Source organism: Aeromonas molluscorum 848 (assembly GCF_000388115.1).
GTDB classification, from domain to species: Bacteria; Pseudomonadota; Gammaproteobacteria; order Enterobacterales; family Aeromonadaceae; genus Aeromonas; species Aeromonas molluscorum.
Map to the genome: position 1 here is coordinate 1 of NZ_AQGQ01000290.1, position 1573 is coordinate 1573.

Genomic DNA, 1573 nt, shown 5'->3' on the forward strand with positions numbered 1-1573 from the left:
GGTCATCAGCATCAGCGGCAACAGCATCAGTGGCGCCGTCAACGGCCAGAATGTCTTTACCCTCACGCTTGATCAGAGAGGTCACTACGTCTTCACCCTGGACCAGCCGCTGGATCAGGGCAGTGGGATAGCCTGCTCAAGGCGGGCTTCACCCTCACAGACAGTGATGGGGACAAAGTCTCCTCTTCTTTAAGCGTCACCATCGGCGATGGGGCCAACCCAGTGATCAGCGCAGTGACCGGCACCAGCCTGACCGAGGCCAATCAGGGCGACGCCGCCGTGGTGGGCAACATGAGCTTCACCGTGAACCACGGTGCCGATGCCCTGGCGCCCGACAGCCTCAGGTTCGATATCAACGCCATCCAGCAGAGCCTGGACGGCAAATACAGCAGCCACGGCAGCCCGGTGACCTTCACTCTGGATGCCAACGGGGATCTGATGGGGACCAGCGCGGATGGCCGCGAGGTGCTGCGCGCCGAGCTGGATCTGGTGGACAACAACGGCAACTGGAGCGTCACCGCCAAGGTGACCTTGAGCGGCGAGCTGGATCACCAGGGCAGCGAGTCCCTCGACCTGCCCCTGGCCATCACCCTCACGGACAAAGACGGGGACAGGGTCTCGACCCAGTTGCCGCTGACCATCAAGGACGGCAATGCGCCGGGCTTCGTGGCGGGCAGCGGGGTGAGCCTGGACGAGGGCAACCTCGATGGCAGCAGCCCCCTGACCGGCACGGGTCACTTCACCGTGGACGCAGGCTCGGATCGGGTGAGCGAGGTATCGTTCGCCGATATCGCGGAGCAGCCGGCCCTGACCGCCCTGGGCCAGAGCGTGAAATACGAACTGGTGGATGGCGATGCCAGCATCCCGGGTAACCAGATCCTCAAGGGCTATGTGGAAGTGAACGGGGTGCGGGTCGAGGTGCTGCAGGTGGAGATCAGCGGCAAGCTCGACAACGCCGCCAGCAACGATTTTGACTACAAGGTGACCCTGTTTGAGGGGGTACACCAGACCAATGGCAGCAGCACAGAGCTGCCGTTCAAGGTCAACGTCGTCGACAGCGACAAGGGGGCTGGCAACAACGACACCACCTCGGGCACCCTCAACATCAGCGTTGCGGAAGGGGACAAACCGACTCTCAGCCTCACCGGGGTGACCCTGAATGAAGGGCGCTTCGATGGGGCTGGCAGCAACCAGACGGCGGACGACCAGCAGGCCACCGGCACCCTGACCATCACCGCGGATTCGGATCCCGTGGTGGACGTGCGCCTGACCCTCTCTGGCCAGGTGCTGGATGCCAGCGGCAAGGCCATCACCCACAATGGCGAGACCCTGACCTGGCAGGAGGTGCCGGGCAGCAAGGGTCACAGTTTCCAGGGGGTCACAGCGAGCGGCACCCTGGTGCTGAGCGTGACCCTGCCGAACGTGCCAGGCAGCATAGCGGCCCACAGCTCGGCTACCCTGGATTACCAGGTCAGGGTGCACACCAACCTGGATCATGGCGCCGACGACAAGCTCAACCTGACCCTGCCGGTTCAGGTGACCGACAGCGATGGCTCTGTGATCACCGCCAGCA

The 1573-nt window shown here is 63.8% G+C and carries 1 protein-coding gene and 1 pseudogene; both read left to right on the top strand.

The features are described 5' to 3' along the window. Nucleotides 1-193: hypothetical protein (locus G113_RS21935; RefSeq protein WP_005914259.1), on the top strand; the 193-nt coding region annotated here is incomplete at its 5' end. A gap of 29 nt (nt 194-222) precedes the next feature. Further along, nucleotides 223-1573 (top strand): annotated as a pseudogene (locus G113_RS20035) (retention module-containing protein); the annotation flags it as partial.